The 16,096-nt window shown below is 50.5% G+C and carries 18 protein-coding genes, 1 rRNA gene and 1 other annotated feature; all 19 genes read left to right on the top strand.

The window, feature by feature from the left end; genetic code table 11:
- Positions 1-89, top strand: a 5S ribosomal RNA gene (gene rrf / locus KNP02_RS13275); the annotation flags it as partial.
- Positions 90-238: 149 nt separating this feature from the next.
- The gene (locus KNP02_RS13270) at positions 239-706 is read left to right on the top strand and encodes a CtsR family transcriptional regulator (RefSeq protein WP_114166644.1); all 468 of its coding nucleotides are present in this window, start codon (positions 239-241) and stop codon (positions 704-706) included.
- A 19-nt stretch (positions 707-725) separates the two neighbouring features.
- The gene (locus tag KNP02_RS13265; RefSeq protein ID WP_214709863.1) at positions 726-1,160 is read left to right on the top strand and encodes a UvrB/UvrC motif-containing protein; all 435 of its coding nucleotides are present in this window, start codon (positions 726-728) and stop codon (positions 1,158-1,160) included.
- Positions 1,157-2,203: a protein arginine kinase gene (locus KNP02_RS13260; RefSeq protein WP_251130746.1), complete on the top strand. Its 1,047-nt coding sequence runs from the start codon at positions 1,157-1,159 to the stop codon at positions 2,201-2,203. Before KNP02_RS13265 ends, KNP02_RS13260 begins: the two co-directional genes overlap by 4 nt.
- Positions 2,204-2,227: 24 nt before the next feature.
- On the top strand, positions 2,228-4,663 hold the full coding sequence (gene clpC, locus KNP02_RS13255) for an ATP-dependent Clp protease ATP-binding subunit (RefSeq protein WP_214709859.1): 2,436 nt from the start codon (positions 2,228-2,230) through the stop codon (positions 4,661-4,663).
- Between the two features lie 54 nt (positions 4,664-4,717).
- A complete protein-coding gene (gene radA / locus KNP02_RS13250; RefSeq protein ID WP_034781742.1) occupies positions 4,718-6,094 on the top strand; it encodes a DNA repair protein RadA in 1,377 nt (458 codons plus the stop codon).
- Between the two features lie 115 nt (positions 6,095-6,209).
- Positions 6,210-7,274 (top strand): PIN/TRAM domain-containing protein, encoded by a 1,065-nt coding sequence (locus KNP02_RS13245; protein ID WP_214709857.1) that lies wholly within the window; start codon positions 6,210-6,212, stop codon positions 7,272-7,274.
- A gap of 59 nt (positions 7,275-7,333) precedes the next feature.
- Positions 7,334-8,011, top strand: coding sequence for a 2-C-methyl-D-erythritol 4-phosphate cytidylyltransferase (gene ispD / locus KNP02_RS13240; RefSeq protein WP_332908975.1), 678 nt, complete (start codon positions 7,334-7,336; stop codon positions 8,009-8,011).
- On the top strand, positions 8,008-8,481 hold the full coding sequence (ispF, locus tag KNP02_RS13235; RefSeq protein ID WP_021066582.1) for a 2-C-methyl-D-erythritol 2,4-cyclodiphosphate synthase: 474 nt from the start codon (positions 8,008-8,010) through the stop codon (positions 8,479-8,481). The genes ispD and ispF overlap by 4 nt, the downstream gene beginning before the upstream one ends.
- A 45-nt stretch (positions 8,482-8,526) precedes the next feature.
- Positions 8,527-9,984, top strand: coding sequence for a glutamate--tRNA ligase (gene gltX / locus KNP02_RS13230; RefSeq protein WP_214709865.1), 1,458 nt, complete (start codon positions 8,527-8,529; stop codon positions 9,982-9,984).
- Positions 9,981-10,184: a binding site (T-box leader), on the top strand. Its footprint overlaps the gene before it by 4 nt.
- Positions 10,185-10,233: 49 nt before the next feature.
- Complete coding sequence (gene cysE / locus KNP02_RS13225; RefSeq protein WP_021066584.1) at positions 10,234-10,923, top strand: serine O-acetyltransferase; 690 nt, start codon at positions 10,234-10,236, stop codon at positions 10,921-10,923.
- A complete protein-coding gene (gene cysS, locus KNP02_RS13220; protein ID WP_214709853.1) occupies positions 10,892-12,289 on the top strand; it encodes a cysteine--tRNA ligase in 1,398 nt (465 codons plus the stop codon). Before cysE ends, cysS begins: the two co-directional genes overlap by 32 nt.
- Positions 12,286-12,693, top strand: a complete 408-nt coding sequence (locus KNP02_RS13215; RefSeq protein ID WP_214709851.1) for a Mini-ribonuclease 3 — start codon at positions 12,286-12,288, stop codon at positions 12,691-12,693. The genes cysS and KNP02_RS13215 overlap by 4 nt, the downstream gene beginning before the upstream one ends.
- Positions 12,694-12,799: 106 nt before the next feature.
- On the top strand, positions 12,800-13,552 hold the full coding sequence (gene rlmB, locus KNP02_RS13210) for a 23S rRNA (guanosine(2251)-2'-O)-methyltransferase RlmB (protein WP_034781752.1): 753 nt from the start codon (positions 12,800-12,802) through the stop codon (positions 13,550-13,552).
- Positions 13,549-14,076, top strand: a complete 528-nt coding sequence (locus tag KNP02_RS13205) for a YacP-like NYN domain-containing protein (protein ID WP_034781731.1) — start codon at positions 13,549-13,551, stop codon at positions 14,074-14,076. The genes rlmB and KNP02_RS13205 overlap by 4 nt, the downstream gene beginning before the upstream one ends.
- A 221-nt stretch (positions 14,077-14,297) precedes the next feature.
- Positions 14,298-14,939: an RNA polymerase sporulation sigma factor SigH gene (sigH, locus tag KNP02_RS13200; RefSeq protein ID WP_034781729.1), complete on the top strand. Its 642-nt coding sequence runs from the start codon at positions 14,298-14,300 to the stop codon at positions 14,937-14,939.
- 127 nt (positions 14,940-15,066) lie between these two features.
- A complete protein-coding gene (rpmG, locus tag KNP02_RS13195) occupies positions 15,067-15,213 on the top strand; it encodes a 50S ribosomal protein L33 (protein WP_034781727.1) in 147 nt (48 codons plus the stop codon).
- Positions 15,214-15,247: 34 nt separating this feature from the next.
- On the top strand, positions 15,248-15,418 hold the full coding sequence (gene secE / locus KNP02_RS13190; protein ID WP_012727692.1) for a preprotein translocase subunit SecE: 171 nt from the start codon (positions 15,248-15,250) through the stop codon (positions 15,416-15,418).
- Between the two features lie 17 nt (positions 15,419-15,435).
- Complete coding sequence (nusG, locus tag KNP02_RS13185; RefSeq protein ID WP_034781725.1) at positions 15,436-15,987, top strand: transcription termination/antitermination protein NusG; 552 nt, start codon at positions 15,436-15,438, stop codon at positions 15,985-15,987.
- Positions 15,988-16,096: the final 109 nt, after the last annotated feature.

The raw sequence follows: 16,096 nt of genomic DNA, 5'->3' as shown, positions 1-16,096 counted from the left end.
CCCGTTCCCATGCCGAACACGGAAGTTAAGCGCTTCAGCGCCGAAAGTAGTTGGGGGTCTCCCCCTGTGAGGATAGGACGTTGCCAGGCCAACGCGAAGGACAATCAAGCATCCGCTTGGTCGTTCTTTTTTTGTATATCTAGCGATGTCGCAACTGCGACATCGCTTTTCGTTTGCCTTTTTTTGAATCAATGATAGAATATAGTCAAAAGTCAAAGATGGTCAGAGGGTGGTGGAGATGAGAAACATATCGGATGTAATCGAACAGTATTTGAAGCAAGTGCTGAAGGAGAGCCAGGCCGAAGCGATTGAAATTAAACGGCAAGATATCGCTAAGCGTTTCGAGTGTGTTCCGTCTCAAATCAACTACGTCATCAATACGCGTTTTACGGTCGAAAAGGGATATTTGGTCGAAAGTAAGCGTGGAGGCGGAGGATACATTCGCATTCGTCGTGTGATTTTGCATGAAAAACAAGACGTGTTGGCTAGTTTGATGGATATTTTACACGATCATCCTCGTCTTTCTGAACAACTTGTCGAGAATATCTTGATTCGCTTGTTTGAAGAAGGAATGTTAAGTGAACGAGAAGTTCGTTTGCTGTACCACTTGTTGTCAGATGAAGCGCTCGGCTTGAACGCTGAAGATCGACACTTGATTCGAAGACAACAGTTACTCGCATTAATGAAATTACTTAGTTACCATTGACTGACGGAGGCATACATCTATGCTATGTGAACGATGCAAACGGCGACCTGCCGTCAATGAAATTCAAGTAGTGGAGAATGGAATTCCTGTAACGCGTAAACTATGTCGTAATTGTACAGTAGAACTCATGTCAGGTTATGTACCGGTCGTGAAACGCTGTCCCACGTGTCAACTGACACAAAACGAGCTGGTTCATTTACGAAAAGCTGGATGCGCTACTTGTTATACGGTATTTCGTGATGAACTGATTAAAATCACTCGGCAGTACCAGCAAGGCCATGATGTTCACGTCGGTTCGATGCCTGATGCCTTGCGCACACCCGACGAGCGAATCGAAGAGCGACTCCAAAAGTTAGCAGGGGAGTTACAACGAGCCGTCGAACAAGAAGATTATGAACGTGCAGCGCGAATTAAAAAAGAAATAATTCAGCTGAAAGGACAAGGTGAGGCATGATGGAACCATTTCTCAAGCATCCACTCGGTCCGAAGATGAAAGAGCGAGCGAAACTTGATGACTTAGTCATCTCCACTCGTATCCGTCTAGCGCGTAACTTAAAAGATACAGTCTTTTCTCCGGTTTTATCTAAAGAAAGTCAACATCAGCTTTGTCAACGTGTTGAAATGTCACTTGGCGGATTGCAAGGCTTCGAATATTTGCACATGGGCACTTACGATGTAGTGACACGACAAGCACTCGTTGAAAAACATTTGATTAGCCCAACGATTGCTGGAAAAGAAGAAAGTGCCGTCTTGTTAAGTGAAGATGAAACGATCAGTGTGCTTATTAATGAAGAAGATCACTTACGAATTCAAACGTTACTCCCGGGTTATCAAGTGGAAGAAGCGTTTGAACTCGCGAAACGAGTCGATGTTCTCTGTGGCGAATCTCTCCCATACGCATATGACGAACAGCTCGGATATTTAACGACTTGTCCAAGTAATATCGGTACAGGACTTCGAGCGTCAGTGATGCTCCATCTCCCAGGGCTAACGTTGACAGGGCGAATTACTCCTATATTGAAAGAGCTTCGCAAGCTCGGATATACGATTCGGGGACGGTATGGAGAAGGTAGCGACGCGGCGGGACGATTGTTTCAATTATCGAATCAACGCACACTCGGCAGTCATGAATCACAGTTGTTGACAGATTTTATGGAAGTTACGGAGCAAGTCATTCAGGCGGAACGACAAGCACGGGAAGAGCTACTGGCTAGCAACCAAGACGAGTTAGAGGACCAGTTTTATCGCTCATACGGAATTTTACGTTATGCGAAACTGTTATCATCGACAGAAGCGATTGAACGTCTGTCGGATTTGCATTTGGCGAGTGACCTTGGTATTTTGTCCGACTGGAGTCCACCTCAGTTTCACGAATTAATTGTAAAGCTTCAATCAGGTTTCCTACAAAAACATTTCGGGAAAACATTATCTACGAAAGAACGAGATCGCGAACGAGCGACTCTCGTTCGTCGAACGTTAGATCATGGCTTAGTTTGATCCAACTTTAAGGAGGTTTTGTCAATGATGTTTGGTCGATTTACAGAACGAGCTCAGCGCGTATTAGCTTTAGCACAAGAGGAAGCGGTACGACTTGGCCATCATAATATTGGTACGGAACATATTTTACTCGGACTCGTCCGTGAAGGGGAAGGGATTGCTGCTAAAGCACTGTTCGCCCTCGGACTCACGTCTGAAAAGATTCAACAAGAAGTGGAGGCACTCATTGGCCGTGGATCAGAAAACGGATCGACGATTCACTATACACCGCGTGCAAAAAAAGTAATCGAACTCTCGATGGACGAGGCTCGAAAACTTGGACATTCTTACGTCGGCACCGAGCACATTTTACTCGGCGTGATTCGTGAAGGCGAAGGGGTGGCGGCTCGTGTTTTGAACAACCTTGGAGTCAGTTTGACGAAGGCACGTCAGCAAGTGCTCCAGCTCTTAGGAAACACTGAGTCGTCAGCTAATGCATCACAACCAGGTACAAGTGCTGCTACACCGACGCTTGACGGCTTAGCTCGTGACTTGACACAGCAAGCGCGAGAATCCCGTCTTGATCCGGTCATCGGTCGCTCAGGCGAAATTCAACGTGTCATCGAAGTGTTATCACGCCGGACGAAAAACAACCCGGTCCTCATCGGGGAACCAGGGGTCGGGAAGACGGCAGTCGTCGAAGGGCTCGCCCAACAGATCATCAACAATGAAGTACCGGAAACACTTCGGAATAAGCGCGTCATGGTGCTCGATATGGGTACACTCGTCGCTGGAACGAAGTACCGCGGTGAATTTGAAGATCGTTTGAAAAAAGTGATGGATGAGATTCGCCAAGCTGGGAACGTCATTCTTTTCATCGACGAATTGCACACATTGATTGGAGCTGGCGGCGCTGAAGGCGCAATCGACGCGTCGAACATTTTGAAACCGTCACTCGCACGTGGCGAACTTCAATGTATCGGTGCGACGACACTCGATGAGTATCGTAAATATATCGAAAAGGATGCCGCGCTCGAACGTCGCTTCCAACCAATTCAAGTCAATGAACCGACGACGGATGAGGCAGAACAAATTCTCTTCGGGTTACGTGACCGTTACGAAGCGCACCATCGCGTCACAATCACAGATGAAGCGATTCATGAGGCCGTTGTTCTCTCGGACCGCTACATCTCGGACCGCTTCCTTCCAGATAAAGCGATCGACCTCGTCGATGAGGCTGCTTCGAAAGTAAGACTTCGCTCATTCACGGCACCGCCGAACTTGAAAGAACTCGAGGCTCGTCTTGAGTCGATTCGCAAAGAAAAAGATTCGGCTGTACAGAGTCAAGAGTTCGAGAAGGCTGCCTCACTACGCGATACCGAACAGAAACTTCGAGATGAACTCGAACAGCTCAAATCGGAATGGCAGAATAAGCAAGGGAACGAAAAACTCGAAGTAACGAAAGAAGACATCGCGCAAGTCGTCGCCAACTGGACAGGTGTACCTGTGACGAAGATTGCTGAAGAAGAGACAGACCGTCTCCTCAAACTCGAATCAATTCTCCACGGCCGAGTCATTGGTCAAGATGAAGCCGTTAAATCGATTTCGCGGGCGATTCGCCGAGCACGTGCTGGATTGAAAGATCCGAAACGTCCGATTGGTTCGTTCGTCTTCCTCGGACCAACTGGTGTCGGGAAAACCGAGCTGGCTCGTGCTGTAGCTGAAGCGTTGTTCGGTGACGAAGACGCCATCATCCGAATCGACATGTCGGAGTACATGGAGAAACACGCGACGAGTCGTCTCGTTGGATCGCCTCCAGGTTACGTCGGTTATGAAGAGGGCGGTCAATTGACAGAGAAAGTTCGCCGCAAACCATATTCGGTCATCTTGCTTGATGAGATTGAAAAGGCTCACCCTGAAGTGTTCAACATCTTGCTCCAAGTGCTCGATGACGGTCGCTTGACCGACTCGAAAGGGCGTACGGTCGACTTCCGGAACACGGTCGTCATCATGACGTCAAACGTCGGTGCGGCAGCGCTCAAACGGAACAAGTACGTCGGGTTCACGGTTGAAGATGACGTGAAGCGTGAATATACGGAAATGAAGGATAAAGTTATGGAAGAGTTGAAGAAGGCGTTCCGTCCTGAGTTCTTGAACCGGATTGACGAAATCACCGTCTTCCACTCGCTCCAAAAAGAACACATCCAAGAAATCGTCAAACTTATGGCCGAGACACTTACAAAACGTCTCGGGGAACAAGGGATTGATTTCAGCTTGACGGAATCGGCGCTCGAGAAAATCGCCGAAGTCGGGTACGATCCGGAATACGGGGCTCGTCCACTCCGCCGTGCGCTCCAGCGTGAGGTTGAGGACCGACTCTCAGAAGCGATGCTCAGTGGCAGCATCACAAAAGGCAGCAAAGTGGCGCTCGATGTACAAGACGGCGAATTCGTCGTCCGTAATGAAGGTGTCGTTCAGTAACTACAAGGCTCCCTCTCTCATGTGAGGGGGCTTTTTTAGACGGAAAGGAACATCATGGCAAAAATTAAAACGAAATACGTATGTCAGTCATGCGGGTACGAATCCGCAAAATGGATGGGGCGTTGCCCAGGATGTAATGAATGGAACACACTCGTTGAAGAGTTTGTCGAAGAGAAAAAGGCAAAGCGGGGAGCCGCCTTCGTTCATAGCTCCTCAAGACAGCTGAAGCCGGAGCGTCTGTCGGACGTTGTGTCACAAGAAGAGACGCGCGTCCATACGAACAGTCAAGAGTTTGACCGCGTGCTTGGGGGCGGAATCGTTCCAGGCTCACTCGTCCTCGTCGGTGGCGATCCGGGAATCGGAAAGTCGACGATTTTGCTTCAAGTGAGCGCCCATTTGGCGCACAGTGGACGGAAAGTGCTCTATATTTCCGGGGAAGAATCGCTCAAACAGACGAAACTTCGCGCCGAGCGGCTCGGCCTCCCGACCGAGGATTTATATGTCCTCGCGGAGACGGATATGTTGATGATTGAACGGGTCATCGATGAAGAGGAACCAGGGTTCGTCATTATCGACTCGATTCAAACCGTCTATATGGATGAGATTCAGTCGGCGCCAGGTAGTGTCGCCCAAGTTCGGGAATGTACGGCAGCGCTCATGAAAATCGCCAAGACCCGTGGAATTGCCGTCTTTATCGTCGGTCACGTGACGAAACAAGGTTCGATTGCCGGTCCTCGTCTGCTCGAGCATATGGTCGATGCGGTCCTTTACTTTGAAGGCGAACGTCACCACACGTTCCGTATTTTACGGGCCGTCAAAAATCGGTTCGGTTCGACGAACGAGATTGGCATCTTTGAAATGAAAGAAGGCGGGCTCGAAGAAGTGCTCAATCCGTCTGAAATCTTCCTGGAAGAACGAACTGCTGGCGTCTCGGGCTCCACCGTCGTCGCATCGATGGAAGGGACGCGGACCGTGCTCGTCGAGTTACAGGCGCTCATCTCGCCGACCTCGTTCGGGAACCCGCGCCGGATGGCGACCGGGATTGACCAGAACCGGGTCGCCCTTCTCATGGCTGTGCTCGAGAAGCGTTCGGGTCTCTTGCTCCAAACGCAAGACGCTTATTTGAAGGCGGCCGGGGGCGTTAAATTGGACGAACCGGCCATCGACTTGGCCATTTGTATTTCGATCGCATCAAGCTTCCGGGACCGTCCGACACGTCCGACGGATGTATGTATCGGCGAAGTTGGATTGACCGGGGAAGTGCGACGGGTGTCACGGATTGAACAGCGTGTCGCCGAAGCGGCCAAGCTCGGATTTACGCGGGCGATTATCCCGAAAAATAACCTCGGGGGCTGGACGGCCCCACCTGGTATCGATGTCGTCGGTGTCAGTACTGTCGATGAAGCGCTCCAACTTGCCATCCCGTTCTGACGGGGCGCTTCCGGCAGTTTTTAACGCTTTGTAACGAACGCTTTCAAAAAAACCATGTTACAATGAAAGTGTTAATTTCTTGAAATTTTAATTCATAATAAAGGAGGTGGAATGAGTGAAGATTGCTGTACGAATCGGATTTATTTTAATCGGACTCGTCGTCGGTTGGTTCGGTATTATCGAAGCGATGTTGCTGTTAGGTGACTTCGGAGTGAATGTACCGGCTTGGTTGACGATTCCTTATGTGGCTAGTTTGATTGGTGGACTTATCTTCTTCATTCTTAGTTTATTCTTGACCGATGGGGTCGTTAAATTTATCCGTTTTGTTGAAGAACGGCTCGTCCGTTTACCGGTCGGTGATATTTTGTTCGGGTCGATCGGATTGATTATTGGTTTGTTGATTGCCTTTTTGATCAGTGTCTCATTAGAAGTAACAAATATCTTCTTACTCAGCAAAATCGTACCGATTTTCGTGACCGCCTTGTTCGGGTACTTCGGTTTCGCTGTCGGCTATCGGAAGCGGAACGAATGGATTAAACTGTTCGTCAAGAGTGAACGCGAGAAGCCGGAAGCAGAACCGTTGCGCCGCTCGAACGATAAAATTTTGGATACGAGCGTCATTATCGACGGTCGGATCGCCGACATTTCGAAGACCGGTTTCATCGAAGGCACGCTCATCGTGCCACAATTCGTCATCGGCGAGCTTCAATATATCGCCGATTCGTCGGATACGTTGAAGCGGAACCGTGGTCGTCGCGGTCTTGATATTTTGAAGGAGTTACAAGACAACGACCGCATCGAAGTAGAAATCTATGATGGGGACTTTGAAGACGTCGCCGAAGTGGACATTAAATTGATCAAGTTGGCCGAATTGAAAAAAGGGATTGTCGTCACGAACGACTACAACTTGAATAAAGTGTGCGAAGTTCGAAATGTCCCTGTGCTGAACATTAATGATTTGGCAAATTCAGTCAAACAGATTGTCATCCCGGGGGAAGAGATGGTCGTGACGGTCATTAAAGAAGGTAAAGAACAAAATCAAGGCGTCGCGTACCTCGAAGACGGCACGATGGTCGTCGTTGAAGGTGGGCGCAAGTTGATTTCGAAGACATTGCCTGTTGTCGTGACGAGCGTTCTTCAAACATCGGCTGGCCGTATGATTTTTGCGCGTCCTGAATAAGCATGGAAAAAGAGACGCATTAGCGCTCTCTTTTTTCACGAACAGAGGTGAATGGAATGGTGCGTTATACCGTGGTCATCCCAGCCGCAGGGAAAGGGAAGCGGATGGGAGCCGATGAGAACAAATTGATGCTGACGTTACAAGGGAAGCCGATTATCGTATGGACGGTCGAAGCGTTCTCGAAAGATGCATGGTGTGAGCGCATCGTGCTCGCAGTGCGTCCTGAGGAACAAGGGTGGTTCGAGCGACAGTTGCATCATTTAGAGACCCCGATTACATACGTGACGGGTGGGGAAGAACGACAACAGAGCGTTCGGTCGGGTTTACAAGTCGTCGACCCGGATGCCGTCGTCTTGATTCATGATGGGGCACGGCCGTTTGTGCGTATTGATCAACTTCACGCTATCGCGGAAGCTGCTCGAACGGAAGGTGCGATTCTTGCTGTGCCGGTCAAAGATACGGTCAAACAAGTCGCAACCGGACACATCACACAGACTGTGCCGCGTGAGGCGCTCTGGCTGGCGCAAACCCCGCAAGCATTTCCTGCGGCTGACATCCGAGCGGTTCATGATCAGGCGGAAGCGTCAGGATTTATCGGGACGGACGATGCGAGTTTATTCGAGTGGGCTGGTAAAAAAGTGATTGTCCTTACAGGGGACTATCACAACATTAAAATGACAACCCCAGAAGATTTATTGTTTGGAGAAGCGATTTTAACGAAGGAGGATTATCGATGAGAATCGGACAAGGATTTGATGTACACGCGTTCGCGGAAGGGCGTCCGCTTATTTTAGGAGGAATCGAGATTCCGCATGACCGCGGTCTACTTGGCCACTCAGATGCGGACGTCTTGTTGCATACGATTGCCGACGCGGCGCTCGGGGCGATTGCAGCGGGCGATATTGGCAAGCATTTCCCGGACACGGACCCTGAGTTTAAGGATGCAGACTCGAAAGTATTGTTACAACACGTGTGGCAACTCGTCAAAGCAGAAGGCTATGTGCTTGGCAACGTCGATGCGACGGTGATGGCGGAGCGACCGAAGCTCCGAACGTACATCGACGACATGCGAGCGGTTATCGCCGAGTTGCTTGAAGCGGATATCAGCCAAGTGAACGTCAAAGCGACGACGACCGAAAAGCTCGGCTTCACAGGACGTGAAGAAGGAATTGCCGCTCAGGCGGTCATCCTGCTCAACCGCGCTTGACAAAAGTGGTATACTATTTGGGCAGAAGAGAAGAAAGGTGGAAATATTATGAGTGAAGTGCGCGTACGCTATGCGCCGAGTCCGACGGGTCACCTTCATATCGGGAACGCCCGGACCGCGCTATTTAACTATTTATATGCTCGCCATGCTGGCGGGAAGATGATTCTCCGAATCGAGGATACGGACCAGAAACGGAACGTCGAGAACGGTGTCGAGAGCCAAATGAAATACTTGGAATGGCTCGGCATCGATTGGGATGAAGGCCCAGGCCGCGGCGGCGACTTCGGCCCGTACTTCCAAATGGAACGCCTCGACCTTTACAATCAATACGTGAACGAGTTGATGGACAAGGGGCTCGCATACAAGTGCTATATGACGTCTGAAGAACTTGAGGCGGAGCGCGAAGCCCAAATCGCACGTGGCGAAGCACCTCGTTATTCGGGAGCCCATCGTAACTTGAGCGAAGAAGAACGTGCGGCGTTCGAAGCTGAGGGACGTAAACCATCGATTCGGATTCGTGTACCAGAGTCGGTCACGTACAAGTGGACCGATGTCGTCAAAGGCGACGTCTCGTTCGAGTCGAAAGACTTCGGAGACTGGGTCATCGTCAAACAGGACGGGATCCCGACATATAACTTTGCTGTCGTCGTCGACGATCACTTGATGAAAATCAGCCACGTGTTGCGCGGGGATGATCATATCGCCAACACACCGAAACAGATGATGGTGTATGACGCGCTCGGTTGGGACTATCCGGCGTTTGGTCATATGACATTGATTTATAACGAGAACCATAAGAAGTTATCGAAGCGTGATGAGTCGATCATTCAATTCATCGAGCAGTATGCCGACCTCGGGTATCTCCCAGGGGCACTCTTTAACTTCATCTCGCTCCTCGGTTGGTCGCCGGTCGGAGAAGAGGAGATCTTCACGAAAGAAGCGTTCATCGAGATGTTTGATGCGAGTCGTTTGTCGAAGAGCCCGGCCGTCTTTGACCAACAGAAGCTTGCTTGGATCAACAGCGTCTATATGAAACAGGCTTCGCTTGACGAAGTGGTGGCACTCAGTTTACCATTCTTACAAGAAGCAGGACGTTTACCGAACGCCTTGTCGATAGAACAAGCCGATTGGGCGACAGCGTTGATCGCCCTCTATAAAGAACAAATGACACACGGTGCTGAAATCGTGACGTTGACGGACCTGTTCTTTAAAGACGAGGTCGAATACGACGAAGAGGCCAATGCGGTCCTCGCTGGAGAAACGGTACCGGCTGTCCTCGCTGAATTCAAGGCTCAACTTGAAGCAATCGAAGACTTCACACCGGAAGCCGTCAAAGCAGCGACGAAAGCGACACAAAAGGCGACTGGCCAAAAAGGAAAGAACTTGTTCATGCCGATCCGGGTCGCGACGACCGGGCAGACGCACGGACCAGAGCTTCCGAACGCCATTTCACTAATTGGCAAAGAGCGTGTCTTGGCACGTCTCACAACATTATTAGCTTAAAGGCAACGATGAGGAAAGTAAGCGGTATGACACTTAACAGAGACTAGAACCTAGGCTGGAAGTTCTAGAAGCGTCCCCCGTCGAAGTGCACCTCGGAGCCGTTCCGGCGATACGTAGTCGGGACCGCGACTCGGCGTTAACGAGACATGAGAGGGGAACTTTCCCAAACAGAGTGGAACCGCGCTTACGGCGTCTCTGTGCCTTGGCACAGGGGCGTCTTTGTTTTTGATATGGAAAAGGAGAACAATTATGGGATTTTGGAAAAGTGTGAGCGCCGATATACGAAACGTGCTCGAACTCGACCCGGCCGCAAGATCAAAAATAGAGGTCGTCTTGACCTATCCAGGGTTACACGCCCTGTGGGCACATCGAATCGCGCACGGTCTATGGACGCGCAAAGTCAAGTTAATGGCGAAGTTAATCGCGCAGACGAGCCGTTGGTTGACGGGAATTGAGATTCATCCCGGTGCGGTCATCGGTGAACGTCTCTTTATCGATCACGGGTTTGGCATCGTCATTGGTGAGACGGCGATTATCGGTAACAATGTAACGATTTATCAGGGCGTGACGCTCGGGGGAACGGGAAAAGAGAAAGGGAAACGTCACCCGACGATCGGGAATGATGTCCTCATCTCTGCCGGGGCGAAAGTGCTCGGCAATATCACGATTGGCGATTGCGTCAAAATCGGGGCGAGTTCTGTCGTTTTAAAAGACGTCCCATCCGACTCGACGGTCGTTGGGATTCCAGGCCGGGTCGTCATCCGGAACGGCGAACGGGTTAAGCAGCATGATCTCGATCACCGCTTCCCCGACCCGGACCGCGAGTGCCAAGAGCGGCTGGAACGTGCCGTCGCTCAGCTAGAAGACAAACTTGCTTCATTAGAGAAACGGATGGAGGAGAATACACATGATTCAGTTTTACAACAGCCTCACGAATAAAAAAGAGCCGTTTGTACCAATCGTACCTGGGAAAGTGTCGATGTATGTATGTGGACCGACCGTTTACAATTACATTCACGTCGGCAATGCTCGTCCAGCGATTGCCTTTGATACGGTCCGCCGCTACTTGACGTATCGAGGCTATGACGTCAAATACGTCCTCAACTTTACAGATGTCGACGATAAAATCATTCGGACCGCCAATGAGCTCGGAGAAGACGTCGGTACGTTGACGAATCGGTATATCGACGCGTATTTGGCAGACACGGGTGCCTTGAACGTATTGCCGGCGGACGTCCATCCACGTGTCACGGACACGATGGAAGAGATTATCACATTCATCCGCGAACTCGAGACGCAGGACTTTGCGTATGAAGCAGGCGGGGACGTCTATTTCCGGACGCGTAAGTTTGAGACGTATGGCAAATTGAGCCAGCAGTCGATTGAAGACTTACGCGCGGGATCACGTGTCGACGTCGGGGAAAAGAAAGAAGACCCGCTCGATTTCGTCTTGTGGAAAGCCGCGAAACCAGGTGAGCCGGCATGGGAAAGTCCATGGGGACAAGGTCGTCCAGGCTGGCACATCGAGTGTTCAGCGATGGCGAAAAAACACCTTGGCACGACGATCGACATTCACGCCGGGGGCCATGACTTGAAGTTCCCGCACCACGAGAACGAGATTGCCCAATCGGAGGCGTGCAACCATACGAAGTTCGCCAACTATTGGCTGCATAACGGATTCATCAATATCGAGAACGAGAAGATGTCCAAATCGCTCGGCAACTTCCTACTCGTCCATGAGGCGTTGAAAGAAGTCGATGCGATGGTGCTCCGCTTCTTCATGTTGTCGGTCCATTATCGCCATCCGATCAACTACAGTCGTGAGTTGATTGAACAAGCGGCGAACGGATGGGATCGCATCAAGGAAGCATTCCAAAACGTCGCGTACCGCCTGTCGGTCACAGCTGGTCTTGAAGAACCGAGTGAAGCGATGGAACGCAAGCTCGCGACAATTAAAACCACGTTCATCGAAGCGATGGATGATGATATCAATACGGCGAACGCGGTGACGGTCTTATTCGACTTGGCGCGTGAAGCCAATATCTACGCAAAGGCGGACCACGTCTCGAAAACGACGTTGGAACACGTGATCGCCCTGTTCGAAGAGTTGACGGGCGTGCTCGGTTTAACGATTGCGAACGAAGTGGAACTGCTTGACGCGGAAATTGATCAATTGATTCAAGAGCGGAACACGGCCCGGGCGGAGCGGAATTTCGCGCGTGCCGATGAGATTCGAGATCTCTTGAAAGAACAGAAGATTCAACTCGAGGATACAGCCCAAGGGGTGCGGTGGAAGCGGTTATGAAACAACTCGCCCCTCAACTGAACGCCCTCGCCCTCGCCTATATGGGGGACGCCGTCTATGAGATGGCGGTACGCAAACGACTGCTCGGACAAGGGATGACGAAGCCGAACGACCTACATCGTGGCGCCATCCGCTACGTAAATGCGGCAGCGCAGGCTAGGGTCGTAACCCACTGGCTCGAGACAGGTGTCTTGAGTGATGATGAAGCGGCTGTCGTCCGCCGTGGGAAGAACGCGAAATCCGGTTCAATCCCCAAGCGGACAGATGTTCATACGTATCGCTATTCGACAGCGTTCGAAGCATTGATTGGTTACACATATCTAATGGAAAGAAGGGATCGTCTTGAAGAACTCATCGAACAAGCGTTCACATGGCTCGAAACCGAGTCATTCGAAACGACATGACGGAGGAAGGGCGCATGAGCAACGGTCATTTGATCGTCCGCGCGGCGAGCGAAATGATCGACCGAAGCGTCAAAAACTAGAACGACCAGACTATCAAGAAGTCGACGTGCTCGAAGAAGGAATCGACTTCCTTTACGGGCGCAACCCGGTGATGGAAGCGCTCCGGAGCGGTCGCGATATGAACAAGGTCTTTATTATGGAAGGGCAACAGAAAGGGCCGCTCGCTCAAATTATCGGCATGGCCAACGAGGCATCGGTTCAAGTCTCGTTCGTCCCGAAAACGAAACTCGAGAAAATGGCCGGTAGCGAACATCACCAAGGTGTTGTCGCCGCGGTTGCCGCCTACGAATATAAGTCGATCGAAGATATGTTCGCCCTTGCCGAGTCAAAAGGAGAAACGCCGTTGTTCATTCTGCTCGATGAACTCGAAGACCCGCATAACCTCGGTTCGATTTTACGGACAGCGGATGCGGTCGGGGCGCACGGGATTATCATTCCGAAGCGCCGCTCGGTCGGTTTGACGCAGACGGTGGCGAAAGCTTCGACAGGCGCAATCGAGTACATTCCGGTCGCACGCGTCACAAACTTGACGCGGACGCTTGAAGAACTGAAAGAGAAAGGACTATGGGTTGTCGGGACAGACGCGAGCGAGAGCCAAGATTATCGTCGCCTCGATGGGAACATGCCGCTCGTCGTTGTCATCGGTAGTGAAGGTAAAGGGATGAGCCGCCTCGTACGCGAATCGTGTGACTTCCTCGTCCACATGCCGATGGTCGGTCACGTCACATCGCTGAACGCCTCGGTCGCGGCCGCGCTTCTCTTGTATGAAGTGCATCGCTCACGTAACCCATTGTCATGAGCATCAAGAAACGGGAATTGCTCCTCGTGGATGGATATAACATTATTGGCGCATGGCCGCACCTTCGAAAGCTGCGAGACATCGATTTTGAGAAAGCACGAAACGATTTGATTGAAGCGATGGCCGAGTACCAAGCGGTCACGGGTCGCGAAGTGACAATCGTCTTCGATGCCCATATGCGATACGGGCGGGAATCGAAAGCGAATCAGAGTCGTGTCGCGGTCGTCTATACGAAAGAAAACGAGACGGCGGATGAATGGATTGAACGCCGTGCGCACGCCCTTGTCGATGATCGGCTCGTGACGTTGTTTGTCGCGACGAACGACTTCACCGAACAGTGGGTTATCTTCGGACAAGGAGCGCTCCGGGTTCCTGCCAATGAGTTACTGAAGGATTGGAAGCACGCCCAGGTGTTGATCGAAAAAGAACGGTCGGCACTCGAGCAGGATCGGTCGAATCGAAAAACGATTGACCTTTCACCAGACATAAGAGCCCGATTAGAAGAAATTCGTCGTCGTAAATGAGGCGGTGAAGGATATCACAGACGAGTTCATCAAATGGGCTCGTCTTTTGTTTTTAATTTGACATTTATTTGGAAAGAAATGTTGTATACTAATAGATGTATGAGTTACACGATATGTAATTGACGGAATTTTTAGAATTTTATTTGACGGTCGTTTTAACCGACGCCTATAATGAGAGCACAAACTTACATAAGTTCATCAATCGCCGGGGGGTATGAAACATGAACGGATGGCCATACGAGCAATTTGAAAGCATGTCCGACGAAGAGCTGGTCTTTCTTGCGCGTAATGAGGGGGATAGCGACGCTCTTGAGTTTTTGATTGAACGTTACCGATATTTCGTCCGGGCGAAGGCAAGGTCTTACTTTTTGATCGGTGCCGATCACGAGGACATCGTGCAAGAAGGCATGATCGGTCTGTATAAAGGTGTCCGGGATTACCGCGATGAGCGGCTCGCCTCGTTTAAAAGTTTTGCCGAGATGTGCATCACCCGTCAAATGATTACTGCCATCAAAACGGCGACCCGTCAAAAGCATATCCCGCTCAATTCTTACGTCTCGCTCGACAAGCCAATCTTTGACGACGAGTCGGATCGGACACTGCTCGATGTGATCTTGCCGCCGCATCCGACGGACCCGCAGGATTTGCTCGTGACGCGAGAAGAACAACTGTTCATGGAAGAAAAGATGGAAGAGCTCCTGAGTGACTTGGAACGAAAAGTGTTGCGTCTTTATTTGGACGGCCGTTCGTACCAAGAAATCTCGGACGACCTCGACCGCCATGTGAAATCGATTGATAATGCGTTACAGCGCGTGAAGAAAAAGTTTGAGCGGCATGTCGACGTCAAAACGATGACGAGCTAACCGATATTGACCGCACGCCTCCTATGTGATACTTTTAAGGCAGCGCCTTGTCCGTAGACGCCATTTACAGGAGGCGTTTTTTTTTCGCTCTTTTTTATAGGAGAGCTGTCGAAAGGGGCGCTCATGAATGGCAAAGAAAGTAAGTCTCGCGTGTTCGGATTGCGGGTCGAGCGGTTATTCGACTATGAAACAAGACGACGTGACGACACGGCTCGAGCTGAAAAAGTTCTGTCGGCGTTGCAATGCGCATACGACACACCGAGAATCGAAGTAATGTAGATTGGCATTCAACGTAGGAGGAAGCTACCATGAACTTTTTGCGCGATGTATGGAAAGAGTTAAAGAAAACGAGTTGGCCGACTCGTAAAGAGCTCACAAAATATACCATCACGGTCATCGCGACGGTCGTCGTGATCGGCCTGTTCGTGTTCGGCGTAGATACTGGTGTCAGCTATCTCGTCAACCTATTAATCAACTAAGGAAAGAGGTGAAAGCCGTGGAGAAACAATGGTTTGTTGTCCAGACGTATTCTGGATTTGAAAACAACGTCAAAGAAAACCTAGAACGTCGGATCGGTTCGATGAACATGGAAGATAAAATTTTCCGCGTCCTCGTTCCGACTGAAACAACGCAAGAAGAAGTCACGCTCAAGAGTGGCGAGAAGAAGATTAAAGAAAAAGAAGTGAAGAGCTTCCCAGGTTACGTCTTCGTCGAGATGGTCATGACTGACGACTCGTGGTATGTCGTGCGGAACACGCCGAACGTCACCGGCTTCCTCGGTTCAACGGGCGGCGGCGCCAAGCCGATCCCGCTTCAACCGGACGAAGTGACGAACGTCTTGTCACAGATGGGTCTCATCGAGAAGAAAGATCGTTACAACTACGAACTCGGCGACCTCGTTCGTGTCAAAGAAGGCGCATTTGAGAACTTTGAAGGAACGATTGATGAAATCGAAGCCGATAAAGAGAAGCTCAAAGTTGTCGTTGACATGTTCGGCCGTGAAACAAAAATTGAGCTTGATTTCGAACAAGTTCAGAAAATTAACTAATACCCACTTGCCATTCTCGGAAGCGGATGGTACAATCGGAAATGTTTGATGTTGTGCTATATTTCGGTACAAACTCGACCTAATAGATTGAGTGGGAGGGCGCACAACG

Source organism: Exiguobacterium sp. s40, from assembly GCF_018617905.1.
Lineage (GTDB): Bacteria > Bacillota > Bacilli > Exiguobacteriales > Exiguobacteriaceae > Exiguobacterium > Exiguobacterium mexicanum_A.
The sequence above is the reverse complement of the archived record's forward strand: the minus strand, read 5'-3'. Positions and strand labels throughout refer to the sequence as shown.